The organism is Streptomyces sp. CC224B, from assembly GCF_030010595.1.
GTDB lineage: Bacteria > Actinomycetota > Actinomycetes > Streptomycetales > Streptomycetaceae > Streptomyces > Streptomyces longispororuber.
On sequence record NZ_JASCXL010000014.1, the window covers coordinates 1 to 24697 of the forward strand.

Genomic DNA, 24697 nt, shown 5'->3' on the forward strand with positions numbered 1-24697 from the left:
GACAGCCGCGTCATCCTCGACCAGCCCGGCGCCGAGAAGCTCATCGGCAAGGGCGACGGGCTCTTCCTGCCGATGGGGGCGAACAAGCCGATCCGTATGCAGGGCGCCTTCGTCACCGAGGACGAGGTCGCGGCGGTCGTACAGCACTGCAAGGACCAGATGGCGCCGGTCTTCCGCGACGACGTCACCGTGGGCACGAAGCAGAAGAAGGAGATCGACGAGGACATCGGCGACGACCTGGACCTGCTGTGCCAGGCGGCCGAACTGGTCGTCTCCACCCAGTTCGGGTCCACGTCGATGCTCCAGCGCAAGCTCCGCGTCGGCTTCGCCAAGGCCGGACGCCTGATGGACCTCATGGAGTCGCGCAACATCGTCGGCCCGAGCGAGGGCTCCAAGGCACGTGACGTTCTTGTGAAACCCGACGAGCTGGACGGAGTGCTCGCGGTGCTTCGTGGGGAGGCTCCTCAGTAGCCCGCGCCGGCGTGCGTGGTCCGGGCCTGACCTCGTACGACGGCCGTGCGCGCGCCGGACGGGGCCCGGTTCGCCCGTACGGCGGTCCAGCTCACCCGTACGGGACATCCGAGCAACCGTTTCCCTTCGGCGCACGTCAAGTTGAGGGAAAGAGAAGCACCGCGTTCCACCATCAGGACGTCCGGCCGTTCTGATGGCGTACAAAGTCCGTCCGCCCGGTTGCCCCACCCTTTCTCAGCCCCCCTAGACTGAATGTCCGGCAGGTGGCTACACGCTCGAAAGGCGCACCCGTGTCCATCGGCAACTCTCCTGAAGACGACCGCCCTTCAGACGACCGCCTCGCAGACGACCGCTCCGCTCAGCACGGGCCCGTGGACGGCCCCGCCCAGGAGCGTTCCGCCCAGGACCGCCCCTCGATCGGCAGTGTCCTGCGCCGCGCCCGCATCGACGCGGGGCTGAGCGTCGACGAAGTCAGTACGACCACCCGGGTGCGCATCCCGCTCGTGCACGGCATCGAACAGGACGACTTCTCCCGCTGCGGCGGCGACGTGTACGCGCGCGGCCACATCCGGGCGCTCGCCCGCGCGGTCGGCGCCGACCCCGAGCCGCTGATCGCCCAGTACGACGAGGAGCACGGCGGCGGCCCCCCGGCGCAGACGGCGGCCGCGCCGCTGTTCGAGGCCGAGCGGATCCGCTCCGAGCCGCGCCGGCCGAACTGGACCGCGGCCATGGTCGCCGCGATCGTCGCCGTGATCAGCTTCGTCGCGTACACCGCCTTCAGCGGCGGTGACGACGGCGACGGCGCCTCGCAGCAGCTCGCCGAGGGCGCCACGCCCAGCGCCGGCAAGCCCACCGGCAAGCCGAGCCCTCCCAAGCCCGCCGACCCCAAGCCCGACCCGTCCGACAGCGCCATCGCCGGGGTGCCCCGGGACAAGGTCACGGTCAAGGTGGACGCCACCGACGGCCGCAGCTGGATCTCGGCGAAGGACCACAACGGCCGGCTGCTCTTCGACGGCCTGCTCCAGCAGGGCGAGTCCAAGACCTTCCAGGACAAGCAGAAGATCGACCTGGTGCTCGGCGACGCCGGCGCGATCAAGCTCTTCGTCAACGGCAAGCAGGTCGAGAACGAATTCGAGCCCGGCCAGGTCGAGCGCCTCACGTACACGAAGGGCGACCCGGAGGTCGGCTGACCGGCGTGTCCGCGCGCCCCGCTCCAGCGCCCGTCGCGGGCACCGGGAACCCTGGCGGCGGGCGCCGACGCATGGACGAAGTAGTCTTGAGACCATGCCCGAACGCCGCACCGTCGCCCTTGTCACCCTTGGCTGCGCCCGTAACGAGGTGGACTCGGAGGAGCTCGCAGGCCGCTTGGAGGCGGACGGCTGGGCCCTCGTCGAGGACGCCGAGAACGCGGACGTCGCCGTCGTCAACACCTGCGGTTTCGTCGAAGCCGCCAAGAAGGACTCCGTCGACGCCCTTCTCGAGGCCAATGACCTGAAGGGTCACGGCCGCACCCAGGCCGTCGTGGCCGTCGGCTGCATGGCCGAGCGCTACGGCAAGGAGCTCGCCGAGGCCCTGCCCGAAGCCGACGGCGTCCTCGGTTTCGACGACTACGCCGACATCTCCAACCGCCTCCAGACCATCCTGAGCGGGGGCAGCGTCGAGGCCCACACGCCGCGCGACCGCCGCAAGCTGCTGCCGATCAGCCCGGCCGAGCGGCAGGGCGCCGGTGCCGAGGTCGCCCTCCCGGGGCACGCCCCGGTCGACCTGCCGGAGGGCGTCGCGCCCGCCTCCGGGCCGCGCGCCCCGCTCCGCCGCCGCCTGGGCGCGAGCCCGGTCGCCTCGGTGAAGCTCGCCTCCGGCTGCGACCGCAGATGCTCGTTCTGCGCCATCCCGTCCTTCCGCGGCTCGTTCATCTCGCGCCGCCCCTCGGACGTGCTCGGCGAGACGCGCTGGCTCGCCGAGCAGGGCGTGAAGGAGATCATGCTGGTCTCCGAGAACAACACCTCGTACGGCAAGGACCTCGGCGACATCCGCCTCCTGGAGTCGCTGCTGCCCGAGCTCGCCGCCGTCGACGGCATCGAGCGGGTGCGGGTCAGCTACCTCCAGCCCGCCGAGATGCGCCCCGGCCTGATCGACGTCCTGACGTCCACGGAGAAGGTCGCGCCGTACTTCGACCTGTCCTTCCAGCACTCCGCGCCCGGCGTGCTGCGGGCCATGCGGCGGTTCGGCGACACCGACCGGTTCCTCGAGCTGCTCGACACGATCCGGACCAAGGCGCCGCAGGCCGGTGTGCGGTCCAACTTCATCGTGGGCTTCCCCGGCGAGACCGAGGCCGACGTGGCGGAGCTGGAGCGCTTCCTCACCGGGGCGCGCCTCGACGCCATCGGCGTCTTCGGCTACTCCGACGAGGACGGCACGGAAGCGGCGACGTACGACGGCAAGCTGGACCAGGACGTCGTCGACGAGCGGCTCGCGCGCGTCGCGCGCCTGGCCGAGGAGCTGACCTCGCAGCGCGCCGAGGAGCGCGTCGGCGAGCGGGTCGAGGTCCTCGTCGAGGCCGTGGACGACGAGGAGGGCGCCCTCGGGCGGGCCGCCCACCAGGCGCCCGAGACCGACGGCCAGATCCGGTTCGCCGACCCGGCCCCTGGGGACGGCCTGGAGATCGGCCGTATGGTCGTGGCAAAGGTCGTCGGCACGGAGGGCGTGGATCTGGTGGCAGAGCAGTGCGAGGTCGTCGAGGCCTCCGGCCGACCCCATGGCGCCGGTGAGAGGACGGTCAGATGACGCAGGTCCCGGCATCCGCGGCGGGCGGCTCCGGCGCGCCCGGCGCGAAGCCGGTGCGCGGCGGGAAGCTCGGCGCCGCCGCGATGGACCAGGCGAGTCTGTGGAACGTCGCGAACCTGCTGACCATGATCCGGCTGCTGCTCGTGCCCGGATTCGTGATGCTGCTGCTCGGCAACGGCGGGTACGACCCGGCGTGGCGCTCCTTCGCCTGGGCGGCCTTCGCCGTCGCCATGATCACGGACCTCTTCGACGGACATCTGGCGCGTACGTACAACCTGGTCACGGACTTCGGCAAGATCGCCGACCCCATCGCCGACAAGGCGATCATGGGTGCCGCCCTGATCTGTCTGTCCTGGCTCGGGGACCTGCCGTGGTGGGTGACCCTCGTGATCCTCGGCCGCGAGCTCGGGATCACGCTGCTGCGGTTCTGGGTGATCCGCTACGGCGTCATTCCGGCCAGCCGCGGCGGCAAGATGAAGACGCTCGCCCAGGGCACGGCCGTCGGCATGTACGTCCTGGCGCTGACCGGGCCGCTGGCCACGCTGCGGTTCTGGGTGATGGCGGTGGCCGTCGTGCTGACCGTGGTGACCGGGCTGGACTACGTGAAGCAGGCCGTGGTGCTGCGCCGGCGCGGGAAGGCCGAGGCGGCCGCTGCCACGGCCGGGGCGGATGTGACCGCCGGGGCGGATGTGACCGCCGGGGCGGATGTGACCGCCGGGGCCACGGACGCGGGGGAGCCGGGAGCGGGGAAGTGACGTCCGAGGGACCTACCAGGGGCTACGAGGGACCTTCCGGGGACTCCCAGGGGCCTTCCACGGGCCTTGAGGGCCTGTCCGTGGGTGCGGCGGCCGTCGCGGCCGGGCCCGCCGGGGTCGCGGCCGAGGTGCTGCGGCTGCTGCGGGAGCGGGGCGAGACCCTGGCCGTCGCCGAGTCGCTGACGGGTGGCCTGGTGGCCGCCGAGGTGACAGCCGTGCCCGGGGCGTCCCAGGCCTTCCGGGGCTCCCTGACCGCGTACGCGACCGAACTCAAGCGGGACGTCCTCGGAGTCGACGGCGGCCTCCTGGCCGCCCGGGGTGCCGTGGACGCCGAGGTGGCCGCGCAGATGGCCACCGGGGTGCGGACGCTGCTCGGGGCCGACTGGGGGATCGCGACCACGGGCGTCGCCGGGCCCACGCCGCAGGACGGCCAGCCTGTGGGGACGGTCTTTGTGGCGGTGGCGGGGCCGACGACGGTGGGCGTGCGGCGTGAGGGGGCTCTTGGGGCTGTGGGCTCCGGGGCTGAAGTGGGCTTCGAGGCGGAGGCGTGCTCCGGGGCCGAGGTGCGCTCTGAGGCTGAGGTGTGCTCTGGGGCCGAGATGGGCTCCGGGGCTGAGGTGGGCTTTTTCACCCGGGCGGGTTCCGGTACCGACCGGGGGTCTGAGGTGCCGCAGAGCGCTTACGGGGCGCCGGAGAGCGCTCCCCGGGCGGCGGGGGCGAGCCGGGCGCCGGAGGCCGTTGCAGGGGCCACACAGGCCGTTTCCGGCCGCGCGCACGCTGTCGCCGACGGTGCCGGTGGTGTTTCCGGGCCGGGCGGGGAACGTTCCCCGCTTCGCTCTGAGGGGAAAGTAGCCGCTCTGCGGTTGAACGGAAACCGTACGGAAATCCGTATGGAGAGCGTCCGCGGCGTGCTAAGCCTGCTTCTTGAGCAGCTCACCGGCGAACGCGCCGGGAACGAGCGGGCACAGGATACGGAACAGAACGGGGGGACTTGATGTTTGCAGCCCTGAGTGAACACGACATCGCTCCCCGCACGGCCGCCGCGCGAGGCGGTACGGTGGGGCGTGAAGGATGCGGCTACGCGGTCCGAGGAGGGAGCCACCGATGATTCTGCTCCGTCGCCTGCTGGGTGACGTGCTGCGTCGGCAGCGCCAGCGCCAGGGCCGTACTCTGCGCGAAGTCTCCTCGTCCGCCCGAGTCTCACTCGGCTATCTCTCCGAGGTGGAGCGGGGGCAGAAGGAGGCTTCCTCCGAGCTGCTTTCCGCGATCTGCGACGCGCTTGACGTACGGATGTCCGAGCTCATGCGAGAAGTGAGCGACGAGCTCTCGCTCGCCGAACTGGCCGAGTCGGCCGCTGCCACGGAACCGGTGCGGGCACCGGTCCGCCCGATGCTCAATTCCGTCTCGGTGACCGGTGTGCCACCGGAACGGGTGACGATCAAGGCGCCCGCGGAAGCGGTCGACGTCGTCGCCGCCTGACGGTCGCCGGTCCGCCCGGTCCGCCCGGTCCGTTCGGTCCGCCGGTCTCTCGGCCGCCCGCTCGGGCACCCAGGTGGGGCTACGGGCGGTGGGCTGGGGCGCGCGGCGTTCCGGCGCGGTGGTCGCCCGTCGTCCGGGCGATGCCATTACGTGAGCTAGGCCCCGGCCGGGGTGTTCCGGCCGGGGCCTTTCGCTGTTTGCCGTGGGGTTCGGGGTTTCGGGTTCGGGGTTCGGGGGTCTGCCGTGGAGTCCGGCTGGGGTCGTGGCGGGGGCCGGGGATGGGGCCGTGGCGGGGTCGGGGGCGAGCGAGGCCGCGGGGGCCGTGGGGCCGTGGGGGAGGTTGGCCGCGACGCCCGAAGTGGCCGTCCTCGTGGCGGTGCGGGATGGTTGAGGGGTGTTTGGTGTGCGGGCTCGGGGGCAGCCGTGCGCCCGGATACACCTGATGAACGTGAGCACCGGAGGTAGCCGATGTACGTCGTGAAGAGCCCGCTGCCCGACGACGACCTGAAGACGGTGGCCGATGCCCTGCAGGGCACGCTCGTGGATCTCGTGGACCTCTCCCTGGTGGCCAAGCAGATCCACTGGAACGTGGTCGGGCCGCGCTTCCGCTCCATCCACCTCCAGCTCGACGAGGTCGTGGACACCGCGCGCCAGCACACCGACACGGTCGCGGAGCGGGCCTCGACCCTCGGCGTGTCGCCCGACGCGCGGGCGGCCACGGTGGCCGCCAGCAGCGGCATCGGCGACGTACCGGAAGGCTGGGTCAAGGACGTCGACGCGGTCGGGATGCTCGTGGACGCCCTCGGCGCGGTGATCACGCGGATGCGGGAGCGGGTGCAGGCCACGGACGAGCCGGACCCGGTGACCCAGGACCTCTTCATCCAGATCACGGCCGACCTGGAGAAGCACCACTGGATGTTCCAGGCCGAGAACGGGTAGTCGGCCGGGTCCGGTCGTTGCCTACGGGTGGCCGGTCCGTCGGTAGCGGCTGCTCCGGGCTCGGGTTGCGTGCGTGTGGGTTTGTGCGTGTGTCGGTCGTGGCCGTGAAGGGGCTGTGCGGTCCGCCGGTCGTGGCCGTGAGCGGCTGCGCGGGGTGCCGCGCGGGTGGTGGTGTACCGGGCCGCTGCGGCACGTACCGGGTCCAGCGTCGTCTGCCGGGAGGTGACAGCCGTGGCGGGGCGCGTCCTGCGGTGGGCGCCGGCACTCGGCGTCACCACGTTGTGGTGGTGGGCGGTGGTGCGCCTCGCGGTGGCCCGCGACGCCGGTGCCCTGGAAGGGGCCGTCGCCGCCGGCGGGTGGGGGCTCAGCCTGCTTCCGGTGCACTGCGCGCCGAGGGAGCGGGCGCCGGGGGCGTTCCGGCCGCGGCGGCGGGCGCGGGGGCGGAAGCCTGGCGAGGCGCATGGGGAGCCGGGGGTGTAAGGGGCGGGGGCGCGGGGGCGGGGCGTCCGCGCGGAGCGGGCGCTCCTACCAAGGCATGGCCACGCCCCCGTTGGGGCGGAGGATCTGGCCGGTCGTGAACGCCGCGGCGTCCGACGCCAGGTACAGCACGGCGTGGGCGACGTCCTCGGGCACACCGACCCGGCCGAGCGGAGCCCTGCGGGCCATGAGGTCCTCGGCGCGTGCCCGGCCCGCCGCGCCGTGGCGAGCCGTCATCGGCGTACGGATCCAGCCCGGGGCCACCGCGTTGACGCGGATGCCGTACGGGCCCACCTCCGTGGCCAGCGTCTTCGTGAGCTGGACGACCGCGGCCTTCGAGACGCCGTAGCAGAGCAGGCCGGGGCCGCCGGTGTCCACGGCGCCGGACGCCATCGTGACGATGCTGCCGCCCCTGCCGCCCGCGATCATCACGCGGGCCGCCGCCCGGCAGGCGTACAGGACACCTTTGAAGTTCACGCCGAGGACCCGGTCGAGGTCGTCCTCGCGGGTCTCCAGGACCGGGCTGCTGTGCATGATCCCGGCGATCGCGGCCAGGACGTCGAGACGGCCCGTCGTCGTGGCCGCGTCGGCGACGGTCCGCTCCACCTGTGCCTCGCGGGCCACGTCCAGCACGTGCGGGTGTGCTGTGCCGCCGCCCGCCTCGATGCGCGCGGCCGTCTCCTGCAGGCCCGGCGCATCCTGGTCGGCGCAGTGCACCGTGGCGCCCGCCTCCGCGAGCAGAACGGCACTGGCACGCCCGATGCCGCTCGCCGCGCCGGTGACCAACGCGGTGCGGCCGGTGAGGTCGTACGCCGTGAGGGGCATGGCGGGACCGTAGGACGGGTTCTGACGGGTCGTCAACTAGTGTGCGTGCGGGGCCAGAAAGGGGGCGTTCTGGTGCCCCGCGGCAGACGGCCTGACGCCGGTGACGGGCCGTGGCCGGCCGGAGAACGGCTCAGGGGGTGGGGCCGCTCTGGCAGACCGGGCACCAGTAGGTGGGGCGCTGGCGGGAGCCGTCGCCCTGGTCGGCCAGCCGTACGGGGGTGCCGCAGCGCAGGCACGGGCGCGGCGCGCGGCCGTACACGTACAGGCGTCGCCCGGGGCGGGGGACGCCTGTGGTCGTACGGTCCGGGCGGTCGCGGTTGGCCTCCAGGAGCTTCTTGGCGAGCGCGGGCAGGCGGTCCGCCGTCTCGGTGGGGAGCTCGCCGACCGGCAGCCACGGGGTCACGCCGAGCAGGAAGCACAGCTCGCACTTGAAGACGTTGCCGATGCCCGCGAGGTTGCGCTGGTCGAGGAGTGCCTCGCCGAGGGGGCGCTCCGGTGCGGCGAGCAGGTTGCGCAGGGCCTCGTCGGGGTCCCAGTCGGGGCCCAGGAGGTCGGGTCCCAGGTGGCCCACGGCGCGGTGCTCGTCGGTGGTGCGGAGCAGTTCCAGGACGGGCAGGCGGTAGCCGACGGCCGTGCGCTCGGCGGTGCCGAGGATGGCGCGGATCTGGTGGGCGGGGCCGCCGCGCCAGCGTTCGTGCGCGGCGAAGACCCGCCAGGCGCCGTCCATCCGCAGGTGCGAGTGCAGCGTGAGGCCGCCTTCCACCCGGGTGAGCAGGTGCTTGCCGCGCGGGGTGACGTCCAGGACGGTACGGCCGGTCAGGTCGGCCGTGGCCAGCTTGGGGACGCGCAGGTCGGACCGGGTCAGGGTGTGACCGGCCAGGGCCTGGTGCAGACGGCGGGCCGTCTGGTGGACGGTGTCTCCTTCGGGCATGGGTCCAGGGTGACACTTTTTGGTGGGGGTGTTGGGGCCGGCGGGGCGGTGGGGGTGGACGGGTGGCTGGCTGGGGGCCTTGGGGGGCGGTGCGCCCTGGCTGGCGGGGTGCTGGGGCCGGTGGGACGGCTGGTTGGTGGGGCGGCTGGTTGGCGGGGCTGGGGGAGGTGGGGCTCGGTTGGGCGGGGTGTGCGTACCCCGGTCGGGTCGCACGGTCTCGCGGTGGGTCGGGCCGTGAACCACGGTGGTGGCTCTGCGTGCACCAGGGCTGCGCCTACCCGCGCCCCTGCTTGTCCGCACCCCCGCAGGGGGACCGGGCGCGGGCGGGGCGGGCCGTCGCCTCCGGCGGGTGGTCAGGCGCGGAGGCGGAGGCCTCTGGGGGTGGCGTGGAAGCCCGTGTGCTCCAGGAGCGGGGCCAGGGGGGAGGTCAGGGCGGAGACGCCGTTGACGCGCTCCACGGTGACCGTGCCGAGGGCGCCCGCCTTGGCCGCGGACGCCAGCGCGCTCGCGGCCGCGTGGAGGCGCGGGTCCTGCTCCCCGGGCGGCGTCTCGGGAGTCGCCCAGGCGAGGACGCTCTTGCCGCCGCGCTCCACGTACAGCGTCAGCTCACCGTCCACGAGCACCACCAGGGACCCCGCCTTGCGGCCCGGCTTGTGTCCGGCCTCGGCCGGGGGGTCGGGCCAGGGCAGCGCGGCCCCGTACGCGTTCGCGGGGTCGGCGGCCGCCAGGACGACCGCCTGGGTGTCACCCGTGTGCGCGCCGCCCGCGCGCTCACGCGCGGTGGCCGCCGCGCGCAACCGGTCCACGGCCCCGTCCATCGCGAACTGCGCGGCGCCGAGCCCTTCCACCACGTACCCCCGGCGGGCCTGGCCGCTGTCCTCGAAGGCCGACAGGACCCGGTACGTCGCCGAGAAGCCGCCTTCGACGCCCTCGGCCGCCACCGCGCCCCGGGTGACCACACCGTGCCGGTCGAGCAGGGTGCGGGCCAGGGCGTGGGCGCGCAGGGTCGGGTCGGGCTCGCGGGCGGGCAGGAGGGACCAGCGGCCCGCGACCGTGGGAGGGCCGGTGCGCGAGGCGGTACGGGCGGCGGCGGTCAGGGTGCCGTACCGCCCGCGCGGGACCGCGCGCTTCGCGCGGTGGGCCGTGGACCCCGCCGTGCGGCCCGAACCCAGGAGGGAGCGCAGGGGTGCCAGCGTGTCGTTGGTCAGCCGCCCCGACCAGGCCAGGTCCCAGACCGCGTCGGCCAGTTGGGGATCGGTGACCTCCGGGTGCGTGGTGGCGCGGACCTGGTCGGCGATCTGCCGGAAGAACAAGCCGTACCCCCCGGAGAGCGTGTCCAGGACGGACTGGTGGAGGGCGGTGAGCTCCAAGGGGTGCGCGGCCGACAGGAGCAGCGGCGCGGCGTCGGCCAGGTAGAGCGAGACCCAGCCGTCCTTGCCGGGGAGCGCTCCGGCCCCGGCCCACACCACCTCGCCGGCTGCGGTCAGTTCGTCGAGCAGAGCCGGGGCGTACCCCGTGACCCGGGAAGGGAGGACGAGCTTCTCGAGGGCCGACGCGGGCACCGACGCGCCCTGCAACTGCTCGATCGCGCGCACCAGGCCGTCGATACCGCGCAGCCCGTGGCCGCTCAAGTGCTGCCACTGCGGCAGGAACTGGGCCAGCGCGACCGGAGGCACCGGCTCCAGCTCCTGGCGCAGCGCGGCCAGGGAGCGGCGGCGCAGGCGGCGCAGCACGGCCGCGTCGCACCACTCCTGGCCGATGCCCGCCGGGTGGAACTCGCCCTGGACGACCCGGCCGTTCGCGGCGAGGCGCTGGAGCGCGCCCTCCGTGACGGCGACGCCCAGGCCGAAGCGGGCGGCTGCCGCGGCGGAGGTGAACGGGCCGTGTGTGCGGGCGTAGCGCGCGAGGAGGTCGCCCAAGGGGTCCTTGACGGGCTCCGTGAACGCCTCGGGCACGCCGACCGGCAGCGCGGTCCCGAGGGCGTCCCGCAGGCGGCCCGCGTCCTCGATGGCCGCCCAGTGGTCGGCCCCGGCGATCCGGACGCGGATGGCGCGGCGGGTGGTCGCGAGCTCCTCGGCCCAGGAGCGCTCGGCGCCGCGCTCGGCGAGCTCGGCGTCCGTGAGCGGGCCGAGCAGGCGCAGCAGGTCGGCGACGCCCTCGGCGTCCTTGACGCGGCGGTCGTCCGTGCGCCACTGCAGCTCGCGCTCCAGCTCGGCGAGGACGTCCGCGTCGAGCAGCTCGCGCAGCTCCGCCTGGCCGAGGAGTTCGGCGAGCAGCCGGGAGTCCAGGGACAGGGCGGCCGCGCGGCGCTCGGCCAGGGGCGAGTCGCCCTCGTACAGGAACTGGGCGACGTACCCGAACAGCAGGGAGCGGGCGAAGGGGGACGGCTCGGGGGTGGTGACCTCCACGAGCCGGACGCGGCGGGACTCGATGTCGCCCATCAGCTCCGTGAGGCCCGGTACGTCGAAGACGTCCTGGAGGCACTCCCTGACCGCCTCCAGGATGATCGGGAAGGAGCCGAACTCGCTCGTCACCTCCAGGAGCTGGGCGGCGCGCTGACGCTGCTGCCACAGGGGCGTGCGCTTGCCCGGGGTGCGGCGGGGCAGCAGCAGCGCCCGGGCGGCGCACTCGCGGAAGCGCGAGGCGAACAGGGCCGAACCGCCCACCTGGTCGGTGACGATCTGGCGGACCTCGCCCTTGTCGAAGGTCACGTCGGCCGCGCCGACGGGGGCCTTCTCCGGGTCCGATGCGGAGCCCGCGGTAATGTCCACCGGCTCGCGGTCGAGCAGGTCGAGCCCCATGAGGTCGGCGTCCGGCAGCCGCAGCACGATGCCGTCGTCGGCGTGCATCACCTGGGCGTCCATGCCGTACCGCTCGGTGAGGCGGGCGCCGAGCGCCAGGGACCAGGGCGCGTGCACCTGCGCGCCGAACGGCGAGTGCACGACGACCCGCCAGTCGCCCAGCTCGTCGCGGAACCGCTCCACCACGATCGTGCGGTCGTCCGGGATGTGCCCGCAGGCCTCGCGCTGCTCGGAGAGGTACGCCAGGACGTTGTCCGCGGCCCAGGCGTCGAGGCCCGCGGCGTGCAGGCGCCCGCGCGCGTCGTCCTGCGACAGAGAGCCGAGCTCGCGCAGGAACGCCCCCACCGCCCGGCCCAGTTCGAGCGGGCGGCCCAGTTGGTCGCCCTTCCAGAACGGCAGCCGTCCGGGGACACCGGGCGCGGGGGAGACGAGCACCCGGTCGCGCGTGATGTCCTCGATGCGCCAGGAGCTGGTGCCCAGGGTGAAGACGTCGCCCACGCGCGATTCGTAGACCATCTCCTCGTCGAGCTCGCCGACCCGGCCGCCGCCCTTCTTCGGGTCGGCGCCCGCCAGGAAGACCCCGAAGAGCCCCCGGTCGGGGATCGTGCCCCCGGACGTCACCGCGAGGCGCTGCGCGCCCGGGCGGCCGGTGACGGTGCCCGCGACGCGGTCCCACACCACGCGCGGGCGCAGCTCCGCGAACGCGTCGGACGGATACCGCCCGGCGAGCATGTCCAGGACGGACGTGAACGCCGACTCGGGCAGCGACGTGAAGGGCGCCGCGCGCCGGACCACGGCCAGGAGGTCGTCCGCCTGCCAGGTGTCCAGGGAGACCATCGCGACGAGCTGCTGGGCCAGCACGTCCAGCGGGTTCGCGGGGACGCGCAGGGACTCGATGGCGCCCTCGCGCATCCGCTCCGTGACGACGGCGGCCTGGACCAGGTCCCCCCGGTACTTCGGGAACACCACGCCCGTGGAGACCGCGCCCACCTGGTGGCCCGCGCGGCCCACCCGCTGCAGCCCGGAGGCCACGGACGGGGGCGACTCGACCTGCACCACCAGGTCGACGGCGCCCATGTCGATGCCCAGCTCCAGGCTGGAGGTGGCGACCACGGCGGGCAGCCGGCCCGCTTTCAGGTCCTCCTCTACCTGGGCGCGCTGCTCCTTGGACACGGAGCCGTGGTGCGCGCGGGCGAGCACGGGCGGCGCGCTCTTGGCGGCGCCCGACTGGGCCATCATGTCGGCCGGGCTGTGGTCCTCCGGGAGCGGTTCGCCGGTGGCACGCTCGTACGCGATCTCGTTGAGACGGTTGCACAGGCGCTCCGCCAGGCGGCGCGAGTTGGCGAAGACGATCGTCGAGCGGTGCGCCTGCACCAGGTCGGTGATGCGCTCCTCCACGTGCGGCCAGATGGAGGGGCGCTCCGCGGCCTGGTCGGAGTCCGCCGCCGGGGAGCCGCCGAGCTCCCCGAGGTCCTCGACGGGGACGACCACCGACAGGTCGAACTCCTTGCCCGACGCGGGCTGCACGACCTCGACCCTGCGCTGCGGCGACAGATAGCGGGCCACCTCGTCGACCGGGCGCACCGTCGCGGACAGGCCGATCCGGCGCGCGGGACGCTTCAGGATCGCGTCGAGCCGCTCCAGGGTCAGTGCGAGGTGCGCGCCGCGCTTGGTGCCCGCGACCGCGTGCACCTCGTCAAGGATGACCGTCTCGATGCCCGTCAGCGCGTCCCGCGTGGCGGACGTGAGCATCAGGAACAGCGACTCCGGGGTGGTGATCAGGATGTCCGGCGGGCGGGTGGCCAGGGCGCGGCGCTCGGCCGCCGGGGTGTCGCCGGAGCGGATGCCGACCCGCACCTCGGGCTCGGGCAGGCCGAGGCGCACGGCTTCCTGCCGGATGCCCGTGAGCGGGCTGCGCAGATTGCGCTCCACGTCGACCGCGAGGGCCTTCAGCGGCGAGACGTACAGCACGCGGCAGCGCTTCTTCGGGTCCGCCGGGGGCGGGGCCGAGGCGAGCTGGTCCAGGGCGGCGAGGAACGCGGCCAGGGTCTTGCCGGAGCCGGTCGGCGCGACCACCAGCACGTCCGAGCCCTCCGCGATCGCCCGCCACGCCCCGGCCTGGGCGGACGTGGGCGCGGAGAAGGCCCCCGAGAACCAGCCGCGGGTCGCGGGGGAGAAGCCGTCGAGGGCGCCGGATGCGCTGTCTGCGGACCTGACCATGGATCCATCGTGCACCCCGCCACTGACAATGGCGCTGAGCTGCGGGAACGACACCGCCGTCGCGGCTCGACGCGGCACCGCGCCCGGCCTTCCGTGTCCGGCCCCACCGCGCCCGGCCGCCCTCCACGCCCGGCCTTCCGTGCCCGGCCCTCCGTGCCCGGCCCACCGCGCCCAATCCGCCGCGTCCCCGGTCCTCCGCGCCCGGTCCTCCGCGCCCGGTCCGCGGTGGCCGCCCCTCCACGTCCGGACGCCGGGGCCCGGGACGGGCCGGGAGGGCCGGTCGGGCCGTCGGCGCAGAATGACCGTATGACTGGATCGGCGGAGCGGGCGCGGCACTGGACCTACGCCGAGCTGCCCGGCGTCGATCTGCTGCGGGCCCGCTACGTCCGCAAGACGTTCGCCCGGCACACCCACGAGCACTACGTGATGGCCGCCGTCACCGACGGCGTCGACGTGTTCCACCACACGGGTGCCGACCGGCACGCGGGCCCCGGGACGCTCGCCCTGATCAACCCCGACACCCCGCACACCGGCCGGGGAGGCGGCCCCGAGGGCTGGCGGTACGGGGCGGTGTACCCGGCACCGGAACTGGTCGCCGCCATCGCCGCGGAGACGACCGCCATCCGCGGCACCCCCGGCTTCACCGAACCCGTGTTCGCGGACCCCTACGCCGTGGCCCTCGTCCACCAGGTGCTGCGCGCCGCCGAGGACGGCAACGCGCTGGCCGCCGACACAGTCCTGCGGCTCGCCGTCACGCGGCTGCTGCGGCACAACGGCGGTTCCCGGCCCGAGCGCACCGTGCGGTCGGCGGGTGAGCGCGTGGCGGCACGCGCGCGTGCCGTGCTCGAGGAGCGCCTCACCGCCCCGCCCACCCTGGAGCGGCTCGCCACCGGCCTCGGTGTCAGCCCCTTCGCCCTGCTGCGCGCCTTCCGCGACGCGTACGGCATGCCGCCGCACGCCTGGCTCACGGACGCGCGCGTGCGCCGCGCCCGGCATCTCCTGGACGCCGGGACGACGCCCGCCGAGGCCGCCGTCGCCGTCGGCTTCACCGACCAGCCGCACCTCAACCGCCACTTCACCCGCATCGTCGGCGTACCCCCGGGTGCGTACCAACGGGAGCGCAAGAACGTACAAGACCGTCCCGCCAGGCTCCTCGTAGCGTCCTCGGTGTGGCAGAACGAACATCACCCGCGGAACGGACACCCTCCGCGGACATACGCGAAACCCTCCCCACCCCCACCGGCCCCACCGCCCCCACGGAGCCGGCGGGCCGGGACGGACGGCCGGATTCCGCCGTCGTCCGCGACGCCCTCGGCGTCGGTGTGGCGGTCGGCCTCTCCGGGTTCGCCTTCGGCGTGACCTCGGCGGGGAGCGGCCTCACCGTGCTGCAGACCTGTGCGCTCAGCCTCCTGGTGTTCACCGGGGCCTCACAGTTCGCCCTGGTGGGCGCGCTCGCCGGGGGCGGCAACCCGTTCACCGCGGCAGCCGGCGCGTTCTTCCTCGGCGTGCGCAACGCGTTCTACGGACTGCGGCTCTCCCAGCTCCTGGCCCTCCCGCGCGCGGTGCGGCCGTTCGCGGCCCACTGGGTGATCGACGAGACGGCGGCTGTCTCCCTCGCCCAGCCCGGGCGGCGCAGCGCCCGCCTCGGCTTCACCGTCACCGGTCTCAGCCTGTACACCCTGTGGAACCTCACCACCCTGGGCGGCGCGGTGGGCGCCGAGGCGATCGGGGACACCGACACCTGGGGGCTCGACGCCGCGGGCCCCGCCGTCTTCCTCGCGCTGCTGGCACCGATGCTGCGAACCGCCCAGGAGCGTGCCGTCGCCGCTGTCGCGGTCCTCCTGGGGCTCGGAACCCTGCCCGTGCTGCCCGCAGGCGTGCCGGTCCTCATGGCCGCGCTGGCCGTGCCGGTCGTCCTCTACGGGGCGGGCCTACGGGCGCGGAGCGGCACCCGGGCCGCACAGGGGCGTCCCACAGCCGCCCGGTCCCACGACGGAACACCGCCCGCCGCGACACAGGAGGACGACAGGTGACCGTCTGGATCGCCATCGCCGTGACCGCTGTGAGCTGCTACGCGGTCAAGCTCGCGGGCCTGCTGGTGCCCGCCGGGGCCCTGGAGCGACCCCGCGTGCGGCGCGCGGCCGCCCTGCTCCCGGTGGCGCTGCTGGCCGCGCTCACCGCCCAGCAGGCCTTCGCCGACGGCCGGACCCTGGTGCTCGACGCCAAGGCCGCGGGGCTCGCGGCGGCGGCCGTGGCGCTGCTGCTGCGCGCGCCGTTCCTGGTCATCATCGCCGTGGCCGTCGCCGTCACGGCAGGTGTGCGGGCACTCACAGGGTGACCCAGCCGCCGCCCTGGGTGGGCCTCAGCCGATCGGGCGGCCGTACGCGTGCAGGGTGCGCAGGGCCTCGATCGTCACGATCGGCCGCCACTCCAGGGCGGTGCCCGGGGCCCACTGCCGCCACCGGATGGGCCACCCGCCGTCCTCCTGCTGGTCCTGCGTCAGGAAGTCCAGGGAGCGCGCCATCTCCTCGTCCGTGAACCAGCTCCGGGCCAGCGAGTCGGGCGTCTTCGCGTAGTCGTGCGCGAAGTGGTGCTCACCCGGCGCGTACCCCGCGGACACCGGGTACGCGTCGGCCCGCTCGGGCTCCAGGGCCACGAGGCGCTGCTCCCGCACCAGGCGGCCGAGCCGGTCCGCCGCCGCCTCCGCGCGCGGGCGGTCGGGCGCGCCGTCGAGGAAGGCGACCGCCGCCTGGATCTCGTACGGATGCGACTTGTCCAGCGACTCGACGGCCTGCCAGCAGAAGTCGGTGGCCCGGAACAGCCAGGCGTGCCAGACCTCATTGCGGTGCAGCAGGCCCACCACGGGACCCGTGGCGAGCAGCTCGCTGGGCGGGTCGTCCACCACGGGCACGAAGGGCGCCAAGGGGTAGCCGCGCTGGCTGGGATGGATCGCGGGCAAGGCGCCCTCGGCCGTCGAGACCGACGTCAGGTAGCGGCACACGCGCTCCACGCGCAGGCCGCCGCAGCGGCCGATGGAGTCCAGCACCCGCAGGGCGTGCCCGGCGTGCAGGGGCTGGCTCACGGGCCCGCGCAGATCGGGCTCGAGCGCGTGGCCGTACCCGCCGTCCGCGTTGCCGTACGCGGCCAGCGCCGTCTCCACCGCGTCCGCGCCGTCGTCGCCACCCGCACCGTCCGCGCCGTGCGCGCCGTTCAGGAAGTGGTACGCGAACCGTCGCTGTTCGAGGACGCGCGCGGTGAGCCAGACGAACTGCTCGGCGCGCGCGAGGGGGGAGGACGCGGCGTGCGAGGACGCTCCGTTTTCGGCCATGCTCCGACCGTAGGGCGGAAAGAGCCGACGACAAGCCCTCCGGGCCCGGCTGCACTCTCAGGGGCGCGATACTGGACGCATGCGGTTGACGGTCTTCTGGCAGCGAATGGCGGCACACTTCGGCGCGGGGTACGCGGACTCCTTCGCGCGCGACCACGTGATGTCCGAGCTCGGCGGGCGGACGGTGCTGGAGGCGCTGGACGCGGGCTGGGACGCGAAGGACGTCTGGCGCGCCGTGTGCACGGCCATGGACGTGCCGTCCGACAGGCGCTGACCCGCGCGCGGGAGCGCGGCCCGGGTGTGCGGCACTGTCCGTGTCCCGCGCTGGTGTCGTCGGTGTCGTCGGGGTCCCGCGCCGGTGCTGTCGAGGTTCCGTGCCGGAGCCGTTGATGTCCCGTACCGGTGCTGTCGGGGTCCCGGGGGCTCCGAGTCGTGGAGTCGTGCCCGGACGTCCTCCCGCACCGATGCCCCCGGGACCGCGCGCAAGCTCCGGGCGACCCTCCCGGGGCTTCTCCGACCGCCCCGGGGGCACCCCCGTTCCGCCGCTGACCGCACCGTGCGCGAGCGCCGGACGCCCGAGATCAGGGGGCGACGGCATAAAGCCCGCGGCGTGGGTGAGACTGGCACGGTGGCACCGAGAGACGACAGCGCGCAGAGCACTTCAGAGGCCGTGGCACCGCCCGGCACGACCCCGCCCGCCCAGCCCCCCGCCGGGGCCGAGCAGGGACGCGGCGCAGGCATGCCGCGCTGGCTGCCGCGAGCCATGGTGCTCGCGCTGGCGCTGGTCGCCTGCTTCCAGCTCGGGAGCTGGGCCTTTCACCAGCTCACCGGGCTGCTGATCAACATCCTGATCGCGTTCTTCCTCGCGCTCGCCGTCGAGCCCGCCGTGAGCTGGATGGCGGCGCGCGGCATGCGCAGGGGGCTGGCGACCGGCATCGTCTTCCTCGGCGTCATCGTCGCCGGTGCGGGCTTCGTCACGATGATGGGCTCGATGCTCGCGGGCCAGATCGTCGACATGGTCGAGGACTTCCCCGACTACCTGGACCGGGTCATCGGCTGGATCAACCAGAACTTCGACACGGACCTGTCCCGCGTCGAGGTCCAGGACAGCCTGATCCACTCCGACTGGCTGCAGAAGTACGCGCAGAACAGCGCGAGCGGCGTCCTGGACGTCTCGGCACAGGTGCTCGGCGGCCTCTTCCGGCTCCTGACGATCCTGCTGTTCTCGTTCTACTTCGCCGCCGACGGGCCGCGGCTGCGGCGCGCGCTGTGCTCCGTGCTGCCGCCCGCCAAGCAGGCCGAGGTGCTGCGCGCGTGGGAGATCGCGGTCGACAAGACCGGCGGCTACTTGTACTCGCGCGGCCTGATGGCGCTGATCTCCGGGATCGCGCACTACATCCTGCTGCAGATCCTGGAGGTGCCCTACGCGCCCGCCCTCGCGGTGTGGGTGGGACTGGTCTCCCAGTTCATCCCCACGATCGGCACCTACCTGGCGGGCGCCCTGCCGATGCTGATCGCCTTCACCGTGGACCCCTGGTACGCGCTGTGGGTGCTGGGCTTCGTAGTGATCTACCAGCAGTTCGAGAACTACGTCCTGCAGCCGAAGCTCACCGCCAAGAGCGTGGACATCCACCCGGCGGTGGCCTTCGGATCGGTGATCGCGGGCACGGCGCTCCTCGGCGCGGTCGGCGCGCTGATCGCCATCCCGGCGGTGGCGACCCTCCAGGCCTTCCTGGGGGCGTACGTCAAGCGCTACGACGTCACGGACGACCCGCGGGTGCACGGACACCGCCGCCGCGGCGGCACGTCGCTGCTCACCCGGGTCCGGCGCGCACTGACCCAGCCGCGCCGCGACGCCTGACGCGGGCAGCGTCCGAGGGCTCTCCGGGACCCTCCCGCGAGCCGGGCCCGGCGAGGCTCGGAGCGGAGGCCCGGAGAGAGGTTCGGAGCGGAGGCCCGGCGACGCTTGAAGCGCGGGTTCCGCCGTCGCCGCCCTCGGCGGGCGGGCCCGCGTGGTGCGCTTGACAGCAAAATCGAACATCCATTCTGATGGGGGCTCCGGCGGCGATTTTCCGGGGGTTCACGGGGGGATCCCCGGGCACGCCGGTGGATTTTCGGCGGGCTGCGGGCCGCGAGTTATCCACAGGCCGGACGGGCGTCGGGACGCATTGTCAGTGGCAGGCGCTAGCGTCTTTGACGTGAAGCGATCGACTCAAGCAAACCGGGTGGAACCCATGGCAGGAACCGACCGCGAGAAGGCGCTCGACGCCGCGCTCGCACAGATTGAACGACAATTCGGCAAGGGCGCAGTGATGCGCATGGGCGAGCGGTCCCAGGAGCCCATCGAGGTCATCTCCACCGGCTCGACCGCGCTCGACGTCGCGCTCGGTGTCGGCGGCATCCCGCGCGGCCGTGTGGTGGAGATCTACGGCCCGGAGTCCTCCGGTAAGACGACCCTCACCCTGCACGCCGTGGCCAACGCGCAGCGGGCCGGCGGCGCCGTCGCCTTCGTGGACGCGGAGCACGCCCTCGATCCGGAGTACGCGAAGAAGCTCGGCGTCGACATCGACAACCTCATCCTGTCCCAGCCGGACAACGGCGAGCAGGCGCTGGAGATCGTCGACATGCTGGTCCGCTCCGGCGCCCTCGACCTGATCGTCATCGACTCCGTCGCGGCCCTCGTGCCCCGCGCGGAGATCGAGGGCGAGATGGGCGACTCGCACGTGGGTCTGCAGGCCCGCCTGATGAGCCAGGCCCTGCGGAAGATCACCAGCGCGCTCAACCAGTCGAAGACCACCGCGATCTTCATCAACCAGCTCCGCGAGAAGATCGGCGTGATGTTCGGCTCCCCGGAGACCACGACCGGTGGCCGCGCGCTGAAGTTCTACGCCTCGGTGCGCATGGACATCCGCCGCATCGAGACCCTGAAGGACGGCACGGACGCGGTGGGCAACCGCACCCGCGTCAAGGTCGTCAAGAACAAGGTCGCGCCGCCCTTCAAGCAGGCCGAGTTCGACATCCTCTACGGCCAGGGCATCTCCCGCGAGGGCGGCCTGATCGACATGGGCGTGGAGCACGGCTTCGTCCGCAAGGCCGGCGCCTGGTACACGTACGAGGGCGACCAGCTCGGCCAGGGCAAGGAGAACGCCCGCAACTTCCTGAAGGACAACCCCGACCTCGCCAACGAGATCGAGAGGAAGATCAAGGAGAAGCTGGGCGTCGGTGTCCGCCCTGACGCCGCCGAGAGCGAGCCCGGCGCGGACGCCACGGCCGCGGTCCCGGCGGACGACGCCGCCAAGTCGGTGCCCGCCCCCGCGGTGAAGGCCACCAAGAAGGCCGCGGCGGCCAAGAGCTAGGCCGTGACGCGACGTACCGAGTGGCCGGACCCCGTGGACCCGCCGAGGCGCGACCGCGGGCACGGCGGCGCTCCGGACGGCACGGGCACCGATGCCGACGGCCTGTGGAGCGATGACCAGGAGGGCCGAGGCGGTGGCGGACGCCGCCGTAGGCGACGTGGCGCCTTCGGCGGCCATCAGGACAGCGGTTCCCCGCCCTCGTCGAGGGCCGAGGACGGGGAACCGCCGACGGGGGACCTGGCTGAGCGGGCGCGGGCCATCTGCCTGCGCCTGCTCACCGGGACACCCCGTACGCGCAAGCAGTTGGCCGACGCCTTGCGCAAGCGCGACATCCCCGACGAGGTGGCCGAGGAGGTCCTCTCCCGCTTCGAGGAGGTCGGGCTGATCAACGACGAGGCCTTCGCCGACGCCTGGGTCGAGTCCCGGCACCACGGCCGGGGCCTGGCCCGGCGGGCCCTGGCGCGCGAGCTGCGCACCAAGGGTGTGGACTCGGCACTGATCGAGGAGGCCGTCGGTCAGCTCGACGCCGAGCAGGAGGAGGCCACCGCCCGCGAGCTCGTCGCCCGCAAGCTGCGCTCCACCCGAGGCCTCGACCGCGACAAGAGACTGCGCCGCCTCGCGGGGATGCTGGCTCGCAAGGGCTATCCGGAAGGGATGGCGCTGCGCGTGGTGCGCCAGGCCCTGGAGGAAGAAGGGGAGGACACCGAAGACCTGGAGTACTGACGGCCTGGGCGGGTCCGGGCTGCACCGGCGGTGAGGCCCCGGACCGGGCGCTGAGCTACCGGGGTGGGGTTAACCCCCCGGGCAAGACGCCTGGTCGCCGCAGCGCACAGGAACCTGTGCACAGGCGACTGTGTACGCATGGTTCACGACCCAGGCAACCACGGCGATGAGGGTGGGGCCTCCGCGCCCGGCAGGACCTCCGCGCCCGTCGACGCCCCGTCCGCCGACGCCGCGTCCGGCCCCGAAGAGCTATGCGACCTGCGCGTGCTCAAGGCGCTCGCGCAGCCCCGGCGGCAACAGATCCTGCAGCACCTCACCGTGCACGGGCCCGCCACCTCCGCGACGCTGGCCCGCGCGCTGGGGTTGAACACCGGCGCGACCAGCTACCACCTGCGGGAACTCGCCCGGTACGGCTTCGTCGAGGAGACCGGGGCGAGCGGACACGGGCGCGAGCGCTGGTGGCGCGCGGTGCCCGGGGACCGTCGCTTCCCGCCGCGCAGTCGGCAGAACGCCGAGACGCGCCTCGTCATGGACGAGCTGAACCACCTCGCGTACGTCGCCGACCTGGAACTCTTCGAGCAGCTCCAGCGCGAGGGCGGCGGCCACGAGGCCGGCGAATGGGCCGATGCCTTCCCCTACTCGCGCGGCACGATGCGGTTGACGGCGGCCGAACTGCGCGGGTTCTTCGAGGAGTACATCGCGCTCCTCAACCGCTACAAGCGCTCCGACGCCGACACCCCGCCCGGGGCCCGCACCGTCCTCACTCGGTTCCTGGCCTTCCCCGCGCCGGCCACTCCTCCGACCACCCCTCCGGCCACCGCCCCGCTCACCGCGTCGGCAGCCGCCGAGGTGCCGCCCGGCGTGCTGGAACCTGCCCCCGGGGCCTCGCCCTCCGCAGGCGCCTGCGACTCCGACGACCGCGAAGGGACCGAGACCTCATGATGCTGGGCTACGCGCTGCGGACCATCCGCGCCCGGAAAGGCGGCTTCCTGGGGGCCTTCGTGGCCCTGATGTGCGCCGCCGCGCTCATCACGGCCTGCGGCACCCTCCTGGAGACCGGACTGCGCGGCACCATCCAAACCGAGCGCTACGCCGCCGCCCCCGTGCTCGTCTCCGCCGACCAGAACGTGCACCGGACCACCGTCAAGCACAAGAAGGGCAAGACCAAGGTCAAGCACAAGACGAAGCCGATAGCCGAACGGGCCTGGCTGCCGCGCGCCATCGGGAAACGGCTCGACGGAGTGCCGGGCGTCGGCACGGTCGTGCCCGAACTCACCTTCATGGCCGAGCCGTTGCTGCCCGGAGCCGGAGCCGGTGACGCCGATCGGCCCGCCTACGGGCACGCCTGGTCCTCGGCCGCGCTCACACCCTTCAGGATCATCGACGGCCGGGCCCCGCGCGCCGCCCCCGACCTCGTCATCGACCGCGGCCTCGCCGACCGCGCCCGCCTCGCACCCGGGGACCGGCTCACCGTCCAGTCGACGCAGGCCCCGCGTACGTACCGCGTCACGGGCATCGCGGCTCCCGACAGCAGGGGAGAGGCTCTGGCGCACCAGACCGCGCTCTTCTTCTCCGCCCGCGAGGCCGAGCGGCTCGCGGACCGCCCCGGCCAGGTCACCGCCTTCGGTGTCCTGCCGGCCGAGGGCACCTCCGTCGACGCGCTCAGGGCGGCGGTCAAGAAGGCGCTGCGCGGCACGACCGCGCAGGTCAGCAGCGGTGACGGGAGAGGACCCGTCGAGTTCCTCGACGCGGCCGGCGCGCGCGTGAAGCTCGTCAGCATGGGCGGCGTGATGGGCGGCACATCGCTGCTCGTCGCCGTCCTCGTGGTCGTCGGCACCTTCGCCCTGTCCATCCAGCAGCGGCACCGCGAACTCGCCCTCCTGCGGGCCGTCGCCGCGACCCCCCGGCAGGTGCGTGCGCGCCTCGGACGCGAGGCCCTCCTCGTCGGGGCCGCCGCGGGCACACTCGGTTCGCTGGCGGGCATCCCGCTCGGGGCGCTGCTGTACGGGGAGTTCGGGGACAGCGGGGTGGTTCCCGCGACGCTGGACCGCGTCGTGAGCGTCTTCCCGCCGCTCGTCGCCGTCGCCGCGACGGTGTGCGGCGCGTGGGCGGCCGCACGGCTCTCCGCCCGCCGCATCGCCCGCATCCGCCCGGGAGAGGCCCTGGCCGAGGCGCGCGTGGAGCGTGCGCGGCCCTCCTGGGCGCGCGTCGCCGCGGGCCTGTTCTTCCTCGCGGGCGGCGTCGTGCTCGTGCTCGTCCTCAGCGTGCTGCGCACCGAGCCCGCCTCGACCCCCGTGACGTTCCTGGCCGTGGTGGTCCTGGCGGTCGCCGTCTCCCTCCTCGGCCCGCTCCTCGTCAGAGGAGCGGCGGCCCTGCTCGGACACCTGCTGCTGCGCCGCACGGGGCCGACCGGGCGGCTCGCGCACGCCAACCTCCGCGGCAACGCGGCCCGTATGGCCGCCGCCGTCACCCCGCTCGTCCTGCTCATCGGCATGACGTGCACGGTGCTCTTCGTCCAGCCCACGCTCACGGCCGCCGCCCGCGCGCAGGCACGCGACGGCGTCCGCGCTGACTGGACGCTCACCGCGCACGGCCCCGGCGTACCGGAGCAGGCCGCGCGGCGGCTGCGGGCGGCCGACGGTGTCGGGGCGGTCACCGAGGTCGTCCGCACCACGGTGCGCGTCGGGCTCGACAAGTACCCGGCGCAGGGCGTGACCCCGGCCGGGCTGACCCGCACCTGGGACCCGGACGTCACCGCGGGCACGCTGACGTCCTTCGGCGCGGGCGACATCGCCGTCAGCGAGCTGGCCGCCGACCAGCTCGGCCTCGCACCGGGCAGCCGCCTCGCACTCACGCTCGGCGACGGCACCCCGGCCACGCTGACGGTCCGCGCCGTCTACGCACGCGGGCTCGGCTTCGGTGACCTGACCATGGCGCACGACCTGGTCGCCCGCCACGTCGACAACCCGCTCGCCGCCACGGTCCTCGTCCGGAGCGACCGTACGAAGGAACAACTCGCGGCGGCCCTGGAGAAGTTCCCGCAGGTGCGGGTGGAGTCCGCGGACGCCGTGGACCGGCTCCAGGCCGAACGCGGGCAGTCGAGCGCCGACGTGAACCTCCTGGCCATGGGCCTGGTCCTGGCCTTCACCGCGATCGCCGTCGTCAACACGCTCGCGATGTCGGTCTCGGAGCGGGTACGGGAGTTCGCGCTGCTCCGGCTCGCGGGTGCCACGCGGCGCCAGGTCCTGCGGATGCTGCGCGCCGAGGCGCTGTCGGTGCTGCTCATCGCGACGGCACTGGGCAGCGGTGTCGCCTTCGCCGTCCTGACCGCGTTCAGCGTCGGCATGACCGGTTCGGCAACCCCGGCGGCCCTGCCGTTGCTGTACGCCGCGGTGGTCGCCGCCGCGGGACTGCTCGCCCTGGCCGCCACGGCGCTCCCGGGCCGCGCCGCACTGCGGCCCCTCCCGGTCACGATGACGACGGCCAAGGAGTGAGTCCCCTGGGGGCACAGCTCTGGACAGTGGTGCCTCAGGAGCGTGGGAACGGCATGTGGCTGTAAGGGGCGCTACGCAATGGTGGTAGCCCCTTACAACCCGGCGATTTCGCCG

General features: G+C 73.9%; 18 protein-coding genes and 3 pseudogenes. 17 read left to right on the forward strand and 4 right to left on the reverse strand.

From position 1 onward, the window contains the following. From QK440_RS08025 to QK440_RS08060, 8 genes and pseudogenes are all read left to right on the forward strand, one after another. Positions 1-471, forward strand: a 471-nt coding sequence (locus QK440_RS08025) for a DNA translocase FtsK (protein ID WP_282792298.1), incomplete at its 5' end; no start/stop codon positions are given. A gap of 290 nt (positions 472-761) precedes the next feature. Then, entirely contained in the window at positions 762-1661 is a 900-nt protein-coding gene (locus tag QK440_RS08030) for a helix-turn-helix domain-containing protein (RefSeq protein ID WP_282792299.1), read from the forward strand. A gap of 94 nt (positions 1662-1755) precedes the next feature. Further along, positions 1756-3255 (forward strand): 30S ribosomal protein S12 methylthiotransferase RimO, encoded by a 1500-nt coding sequence (gene rimO / locus QK440_RS08035; protein ID WP_282792300.1) that lies wholly within the window; start codon positions 1756-1758, stop codon positions 3253-3255. Further along, on the forward strand, positions 3252-4010 hold the full coding sequence (pgsA, locus tag QK440_RS08040; RefSeq protein ID WP_282792301.1) for a CDP-diacylglycerol--glycerol-3-phosphate 3-phosphatidyltransferase: 759 nt from the start codon (positions 3252-3254) through the stop codon (positions 4008-4010). Before rimO ends, pgsA begins: the two co-directional genes overlap by 4 nt. A gap of 80 nt (positions 4011-4090) precedes the next feature. Continuing rightward, a pseudogene (locus tag QK440_RS08045) lies at positions 4091-4522 on the forward strand (CinA family protein); the annotation flags it as partial. 330 nt (positions 4523-4852) lie between these two features. Next, positions 4853-5005, forward strand: a pseudogene (locus QK440_RS08050) (damage-inducible protein CinA); the annotation flags it as partial. Between the two features lie 109 nt (positions 5006-5114). After that, positions 5115-5489 carry a helix-turn-helix transcriptional regulator gene (locus tag QK440_RS08055; RefSeq protein WP_030688912.1) on the forward strand — a complete coding sequence of 125 codons (375 nt, stop codon included), beginning with the start codon at positions 5115-5117 and terminating at the stop codon, positions 5487-5489. A gap of 468 nt (positions 5490-5957) precedes the next feature. After that, positions 5958-6428, forward strand: a complete 471-nt coding sequence (locus QK440_RS08060; protein WP_282792302.1) for a DNA starvation/stationary phase protection protein — start codon at positions 5958-5960, stop codon at positions 6426-6428. Between the two features lie 525 nt (positions 6429-6953). On the opposite strand, the gene QK440_RS08065 is transcribed toward QK440_RS08060, so the two are convergent. From QK440_RS08065 to QK440_RS08075, 3 genes are all read right to left on the reverse strand, one after another. Next, complete coding sequence (locus QK440_RS08065; protein WP_282792303.1) at positions 6954-7730, reverse strand: SDR family NAD(P)-dependent oxidoreductase; 777 nt, start codon at positions 7728-7730, stop codon at positions 6954-6956. Between the two features lie 130 nt (positions 7731-7860). Next, a complete protein-coding gene (locus tag QK440_RS08070) occupies positions 7861-8661 on the reverse strand; it encodes a DNA-formamidopyrimidine glycosylase family protein (protein ID WP_282792304.1) in 801 nt (266 codons plus the stop codon). A 353-nt stretch (positions 8662-9014) separates the two neighbouring features. Next, the gene (locus tag QK440_RS08075; RefSeq protein ID WP_282792305.1) at positions 9015-13682 is read right to left on the reverse strand and encodes an ATP-dependent helicase; all 4668 of its coding nucleotides are present in this window, start codon (positions 13680-13682) and stop codon (positions 9015-9017) included. A gap of 306 nt (positions 13683-13988) precedes the next feature. Here QK440_RS08075 and QK440_RS08080 point away from each other — a divergent pair. From QK440_RS08080 to QK440_RS08090, 3 genes and pseudogenes are all read left to right on the forward strand, one after another. Beyond that, positions 13989-14738: pseudogene (locus QK440_RS08080) on the forward strand (AraC family transcriptional regulator); the annotation flags it as partial. A 158-nt stretch (positions 14739-14896) separates the two neighbouring features. Continuing rightward, entirely contained in the window at positions 14897-15715 is an 819-nt protein-coding gene (locus tag QK440_RS08085) for an AzlC family ABC transporter permease (protein WP_349239273.1), read from the forward strand. Beyond that, positions 15712-16020 (forward strand): AzlD domain-containing protein, encoded by a 309-nt coding sequence (locus QK440_RS08090; RefSeq protein WP_282792307.1) that lies wholly within the window; start codon positions 15712-15714, stop codon positions 16018-16020. Before QK440_RS08085 ends, QK440_RS08090 begins: the two co-directional genes overlap by 4 nt. 24 nt (positions 16021-16044) lie before the next feature. On the opposite strand, the gene QK440_RS08095 is transcribed toward QK440_RS08090, so the two are convergent. After that, positions 16045-17010, reverse strand: a complete 966-nt coding sequence (locus QK440_RS08095) for a hypothetical protein (RefSeq protein ID WP_282792308.1) — start codon at positions 17008-17010, stop codon at positions 16045-16047. Positions 17011-17089: 79 nt separating this feature from the next. Here QK440_RS08095 and QK440_RS08100 point away from each other — a divergent pair, with 79 nt between their 5' ends. The 6 genes from QK440_RS08100 (at position 17090) to QK440_RS08125 (ending at position 24583) form a co-directional block, all read left to right on the forward strand. Next, entirely contained in the window at positions 17090-17284 is a 195-nt protein-coding gene (locus QK440_RS08100; RefSeq protein ID WP_282792309.1) for a DUF3046 domain-containing protein, read from the forward strand. Positions 17285-17638: 354 nt separating this feature from the next. Next, positions 17639-18871, forward strand: a complete 1233-nt coding sequence (locus QK440_RS08105; protein ID WP_282792310.1) for an AI-2E family transporter — start codon at positions 17639-17641, stop codon at positions 18869-18871. Between the two features lie 373 nt (positions 18872-19244). Continuing rightward, positions 19245-20366: a recombinase RecA gene (gene recA, locus QK440_RS08110; protein ID WP_349239272.1), complete on the forward strand. Its 1122-nt coding sequence runs from the start codon at positions 19245-19247 to the stop codon at positions 20364-20366. A gap of 3 nt (positions 20367-20369) precedes the next feature. After that, entirely contained in the window at positions 20370-21089 is a 720-nt protein-coding gene (gene recX, locus QK440_RS08115; protein WP_282792311.1) for a recombination regulator RecX, read from the forward strand. Positions 21090-21227: 138 nt separating this feature from the next. Continuing rightward, on the forward strand, positions 21228-22031 hold the full coding sequence (locus QK440_RS08120; protein ID WP_282792312.1) for a helix-turn-helix domain-containing protein: 804 nt from the start codon (positions 21228-21230) through the stop codon (positions 22029-22031). Beyond that, complete coding sequence (locus QK440_RS08125; protein WP_282792313.1) at positions 22028-24583, forward strand: ABC transporter permease; 2556 nt, start codon at positions 22028-22030, stop codon at positions 24581-24583. Before QK440_RS08120 ends, QK440_RS08125 begins: the two co-directional genes overlap by 4 nt. Positions 24584-24697 lie beyond the last annotated feature (114 nt).

Coding starts and splice junctions, on each gene's coding strand:
- rimO (WP_282792300.1), top strand. CDS start 1,756: ATGCCCGAACGCCGCACCGTCGCCCTTGTCACCCTTGGCTGCGCCCGT.
- pgsA (WP_282792301.1), top strand. CDS start 3,252: ATGACGCAGGTCCCGGCATCCGCGGCGGGCGGCTCCGGCGCGCCCGGC.
- QK440_RS08055 (WP_030688912.1), top strand. CDS start 5,115: ATGATTCTGCTCCGTCGCCTGCTGGGTGACGTGCTGCGTCGGCAGCGC.
- QK440_RS08060 (WP_282792302.1), top strand. CDS start 5,958: ATGTACGTCGTGAAGAGCCCGCTGCCCGACGACGACCTGAAGACGGTG.
- QK440_RS08065 (WP_282792303.1), bottom strand. CDS start 7,730: ATGCCCCTCACGGCGTACGACCTCACCGGCCGCACCGCGTTGGTCACC.
- QK440_RS08070 (WP_282792304.1), bottom strand. CDS start 8,661: ATGCCCGAAGGAGACACCGTCCACCAGACGGCCCGCCGTCTGCACCAG.
- QK440_RS08075 (WP_282792305.1), bottom strand. CDS start 13,682: ATGGTCAGGTCCGCAGACAGCGCATCCGGCGCCCTCGACGGCTTCTCC.
- QK440_RS08095 (WP_282792308.1), bottom strand. CDS start 17,010: ATGGCCGAAAACGGAGCGTCCTCGCACGCCGCGTCCTCCCCCCTCGCG.
- QK440_RS08100 (WP_282792309.1), top strand. CDS start 17,090: ATGCGGTTGACGGTCTTCTGGCAGCGAATGGCGGCACACTTCGGCGCG.
- recA (WP_349239272.1), top strand. CDS start 19,245: ATGGCAGGAACCGACCGCGAGAAGGCGCTCGACGCCGCGCTCGCACAG.
- QK440_RS08120 (WP_282792312.1), top strand. CDS start 21,228: ATGGTTCACGACCCAGGCAACCACGGCGATGAGGGTGGGGCCTCCGCG.
- QK440_RS08125 (WP_282792313.1), top strand. CDS start 22,028: ATGATGCTGGGCTACGCGCTGCGGACCATCCGCGCCCGGAAAGGCGGC.